This is a genomic window from uncultured Clostridium sp. (assembly GCF_937920395.1).
GTDB lineage: Bacteria > Bacillota > Clostridia > Clostridiales > Clostridiaceae > Clostridium_AD.
In genome coordinates, this window is record NZ_CALEVF010000275.1 from 1 (window position 1) to 5,530 (window position 5,530).

4 protein-coding genes are annotated in these 5,530 nt (G+C 28.7%); all 4 read left to right on the plus strand.

Translation table 11 applies throughout. The features are described from left to right. Window positions 1-304 precede the first annotated feature (304 nt). Entirely contained in the window at window positions 305-1,270 is a 966-nt protein-coding gene (locus Q0649_RS17325) for a sugar ABC transporter permease (RefSeq protein WP_298844937.1), read from the plus strand. Between the two features lie 23 nt (window positions 1,271-1,293). Further along, complete coding sequence (locus tag Q0649_RS17330) at window positions 1,294-2,193, plus strand: carbohydrate ABC transporter permease (RefSeq protein ID WP_298844940.1); 900 nt, start codon at window positions 1,294-1,296, stop codon at window positions 2,191-2,193. Between the two features lie 128 nt (window positions 2,194-2,321). Beyond that, complete coding sequence (locus Q0649_RS17335) at window positions 2,322-4,094, plus strand: sensor histidine kinase (protein WP_298844942.1); 1,773 nt, start codon at window positions 2,322-2,324, stop codon at window positions 4,092-4,094. After that, a partial coding sequence (locus tag Q0649_RS17340; protein WP_298844945.1) for a response regulator occupies window positions 4,075-5,530 on the plus strand: 1,456 nt, incomplete at its 3' end. The genes Q0649_RS17335 and Q0649_RS17340, both read left to right, overlap by 20 nt.

A 5,530-nucleotide genomic window follows, 5' to 3' on the forward strand; every position in this document is an offset into this window, starting at 1 on the left:
TCTAAAGGTAAAATATATGGCTTCACTTGTAATGGCAAAACCATCAACATTTGAAGATGTATGGACTCAGTACACTAAGGAAATGAAATCCGCTAATTATAATGTTGGAGATGAATATACTACTCAGCAAATTCAACTAAGAGTAAAGAACTGGAAGTAATCTAAGAAAATGAATATTAAAAAGTATACATTAAGTATACTTTTTAATATTAATGTATGAAAAAAAAATTTTTGTGATACCAACATATCATATAGAGTTTTACATAGATTGTTTTATAAATATAATTATATAGGAGGGGTTTAAATGGGAAAAGCGCAAATTGAAATGGAAGCCAATCAAATTATTAGCTATAAAAGTAAAAAAACTTTTTTAACAAAAGTAAAAGAACAGAAGGAACTGATACTTATTACTCTTCCTTTTTTAGTATTACTTATAGTTTTTGTATATGTACCCTTATGGGGATGGATAATGGCTTTTCAAAACTATAAACCAGCTCTTGGGGTTCAAGGTTCTGAATGGGTTGGTTTAAAAAACTTTTCTGTATTGTTTAAAGACCCTGACTTTTATCACGCAATAAGAAATACTCTTGGAATCAGTGTCTTGAAATTTGTTACTGGGTTCACTGGAGCAATAACACTTGCTGTGTTGATAAATGAAGTAAGGAATGTTAAATTTAAGAAGGTAGTTCAGACTATATCATATCTACCGCATTTTGTTTCATGGGTAGTTGCAGCAAGTATAGTTACTACTGCACTATCGCCAGATAATGGTATAGTGAATGAGGTGCTAATTGCATTACATTTCATTAAGGAACCTATAGCATTTATGGGTATTCCAAAACTATTTTGGGGGATATTAGCTGGTTCTGATCTTTGGAAAGAGATAGGATGGAGTACCATTATTTATCTAGCAGCAATGACTGCTATTGATAATGAATTGTATGAGGCTGCAAGTATTGATGGAGCCGGTAGAATTAGAAAAGTATTTGCAATAACATTACCAAGTATAATTCCTACTATAAAAATATTAATGATACTTAGCATTGGATGGTTATTAACTGCTAATTTTGAACAAGTGTATCTTCTTCGAAACGGTATGGTAGCCGATGTTTCAAATACACTAGAAATATATGTGTATAATTTAGGAATACCACTTGGAAGATATTCTTTTGCTACAACCGCTGGTATATTTACCTCTGTAGTATCACTAATTCTAGTAATGTCTTGTAATAGGTTATCAAAGTTGTTAGATGGCGAGAGTGCATTTTAAATATCTTTTTTAGGAGGGTTCTTATGAAAATTAAAGCGACAAGGGAGGATATAATTTTTGACACAATAAATTATATCCTATTGTGTCTTCTTATAATTATAACATTGTATCCATTTTTAAATACTATAGCTATTTCATTGAATGACTCAACTGATTCTATACGAGGTGGAATATATATTTGGCCAAGAAAATTTACAACGATTAACTATTCAATAATATTTAAGAATCAAGCTATTTATCATGCAGCATTTATTTCTACAGCGCGTGCTATTATTGGCGCGGCTTTGAATGTAACTTGTAGTCTTATAGTAGGATATGCTTTAAGCAGACAAGAGTTTGTTTTTCGAAAATTTTATTCGAGAATATTTGTAGCATCAATGTATATAAGTGCTGGGTTAATTCCAGGCTACTTTTTAATAATGAATTTAAATCTCAGAAATAATTTTCTAGTTTATGTGCTTCCTGCAGTTGTAAGCGCATTCAACATAATGATTGTAAGAAGTTATGTTGCAGGGTTACCTCCAAGTCTCATTGAATCTGCTAAAATTGATGGGGCAAATGAGCTTAAGATAATATTTTCTATAGTAATGCCTCTAAGCGTACCTGTACTCGCAACAGTAATATTATTTGTTGCGGTTGGACAATGGAATTCTTGGTTCGACACCATGTTATATTGTTCAAACACTAACCTTAGTACGTTGCAGTTTGAACTTCAAAAGGTGCTACAATCAAGCTTATCAATGGCAAGTTCGGGAGCATCACAACTGGATGCACTAAAAGGTGCTAGCGCAAGGGCTACAGTTACACCTAATTCACTAAAGGCGGCAATGACTATAGTTGCAATATTACCAATCTTAGTTGTTTACCCTTATTTGCAAAAGTATTTTACGAAAGGGCTTACACTTGGAGGAGTTAAGGGGTAATGCATACAATAATAGCTTGCAATAAAAGCTCTAGCATTAATTTATTGATGCTGGAGCTTTTATTGCAATGTTATTGCCTTAAATGTATAGTTAATATAATTATTAGTAATGCAAGGAGGTGCAATAACTTGTTTAAATCATTGTTTAATAAACATATTATTAACAATATAAGCGTAAGAGACAAATTAATGCTTATTTATTTGTTGTGTGTATTTATTCCCGTAGTATTGACTAATATAATATTTATTAACATTACTAGTAATAATATAAAAAAGCAGCAGATTGTGCAAATTAAGGCTTCACTTGATAGAACTAAAGACCAGTTATATAAAAATTTGAATGATGTTACAGTTGTTGGATTTACTATTATTTCGGATGATAAAATTAAGGAAGCCTTGGATAAACAATATCCATCTATTGAAGCATTTTATGATATATATAGTGACTTTTTAAAAGATGCATTGATGAGAAAAAATTATCTAGCAAATCAGATAAGTGAAGTTGAGATATATACACGAAATAAAAGTGTATTAAATAGTAGCGAATTTGTTCAAATAAATGATGAGGTTATGAAGAATTATTGGTATAGGGTAGTAACAAGTAATCCTTACAAGTTTCATTATGGTTATTTTAAGGAAAATGGAGAATGGAAGTTTAGTCTTATGAAAGTGCTAAGTGATTATGGAGACGGTGATTATAATAGCATATTAAAAATAAATATAGATGACTCCGTTATTATGGATTCACTTAAGTCTGAGAAACTTACTGGAGAAGTATATTTAGTTAATGGAAAAAATCAAATATTATATACAACAGATAATAAATATATTAAAAATAATAATGTATTACCTGTTTATAATTCTAAATTACTTAAGGATAACCAGTACGAATTCAAAACTAATTTAGACAAATATAGTGATTTGAAAAATTGGCATGTTATTTCTGTCATTAATAAATCCTATATTTCAGATGCAATACAGGGTTCTAAAAAATTTATTCTGTATATGGCGTTTATAGATTTACTATTTGCATTAATAGTTACATATATAATAGCTTTTTCTTTTACGAATAGACTAAGGATTCTAAGTATTCATATAAAGAAAGTTAGAAAACAAAAATATGAAATCATAGATTGTAATGAAGGTGGAGATGAAATTGGAGGTGTAATTAGGGAATTTAATTATATGACTATAAAAATTCAGGAACTTATTACTGATGTGTATGAAGTCAATATACAAAATAAAGGTATTGAAATTGAAAGAAGGAAGGCCGAAATAAAAGCACTTCAAAGTCAAATTAATCCTCATTTTTTGTTTAATGTGCTTGAGAGTATACGAATGAGGAGTGTTATAAAAAAGGAAGTAGAAACTGCGCAAATAATAAAATATGTAGCTAAACTTTTTAGGAGACTTTTGGAGTGGGGAGATGACATGATACCGGCTAAGGTGGAAATGGATTATATTGAAGATTTTTTAAAAATTGAAAAATATAGATTTGGAGATAAGATAGAGTATGAGATTATTATTAATGAGAAGGTACTGGATATAATGATACCAAAGATGATTTTGCAACCATTGGTTGAAAATGCTTGTATTCATGGTATTGAAGGTAAAAAGTATGGGGGAAAGTTAACTGTAAGTTTAGAGTATACTAATGGTAATATAATATGCAAGATAATTGATACTGGTACTGGAATTAAGAAAGAAAAACTTAAGGACATAGTGGAAAGTTTGGAACAAGAGCATGAAGGGAGAAAGAATATAGGTATTAGTAATGTATATAATAGATTGAAGCTAATTTATGGGAATGATTTTGATTTTAAAATAAATAGTATTTGGGGTCAAGGAACAAAGATAATAATGAGAATACCTTCAAAGGTTAATGTTAGAAATCAGAGGTGATATTTTGTATAGAGTTATGATTGTAGATGATGAACCTTTTGTTAGAAAGGGGCTCCGATCTCTAATTAATTGGGAGAGTTATAATTTCAGTATATGTTATGAAGCAGATAATGGAAGGGATGCATTAAAATTAGCTAAGGATTTCAGACCTGATTTAATCATTACTGATATAAAAATGCCTGAAATGGATGGATTAGAACTTGTAAAAAAATGCGTGGAAAACGCAGACATAGAGTCAAAGTATATTATACTAACTGGCTTTAGTAATTTTGAATATGCTCAAAGATCAATGGGATATGGCGTATGTAATTATATTTTGAAACCGGTTGAGGAAGAAGAGATAATAGAGACTCTAATTAAATTAAATAAAGAACTTGATTTAAAAAGTGAAAAAATTCTCAATACGTTTAACTATGTGGATTTTACAACTAAAGTGTTAGAAAGATTTGTTAATGGATATATAGAACAAGATGAATTATATAAAATAAAACAATTTATACCTGAATTTGAAAAGGGCGAATTTGTATATGTAATATTACAACCTATTAAAGTGTTAAATATACTAGAATATTACGAAGAAAATTCATATGAAATAATTAAAGAAATAAAAAGGGTTATTTTAAATATTACCGGTATTAATAAGGCGTTAAATGTTTTATCAGAGAATAATGGATTAGAAATATTAGTGTCAATATCAAAGCTTAATAAGAATAATATGGATATGAAATCTATTTTACAGACAATAATTGATGAAATATTAGAAAAAATAAGAATACATGTAATTATTTATACAGGGATAAGATTTATTGGTATTCCTTCGATAAAGTGCTCTCGAGATTCTTGCTTGAATACTATAAATACAAATTTTATACTAAGCAAAAAAGGTATAGTAAGTTATGAGAATATAGAGAATATAGTTTTTAATTATGGAAGTTCAAGCACTAAATTATTTGATGAATTATTAGAGTCTGTTGAAAAAAATAATATTAATAAGATATATGAAAACATAGAATATATTTATGAAAATCTTGCTATGCACAGAATTGCACCAGAAATTATAAAAGCCAACATATTAAGCTTTGAACTTGAGGTTATAAAATTAATTGTACATATGGGTGGTGATGTAAGAGAGGTATCTAATAGTTTTAAGCATCTTAAGTTTAACTTTATGATTATTTGTGATGTAAGGAAGCAATTAACAAAATTTTGCATTTTAGTTAGTGGATATATACATACCCTTAAACAAACCAGCAAATTTGGTATAGTATATGAAGTGCAAAAGTATATAAACAGTAATTATAATAAGGACATTAAATTGAAAGATATTTCAAAACAGTTTTCCATAAATACTATATATTTAGGACAGTTATTTAAAAAAAATTTTGTTACTACTCAGCCATTGCAAATAGCAAAAACCCTTTTATTGGCAAAAAGGG

Coding starts and splice junctions, on each gene's coding strand:
- Q0649_RS17325 (WP_298844937.1), top strand. CDS start 305: ATGGGAAAAGCGCAAATTGAAATGGAAGCCAATCAAATTATTAGCTAT.
- Q0649_RS17330 (WP_298844940.1), top strand. CDS start 1,294: ATGAAAATTAAAGCGACAAGGGAGGATATAATTTTTGACACAATAAAT.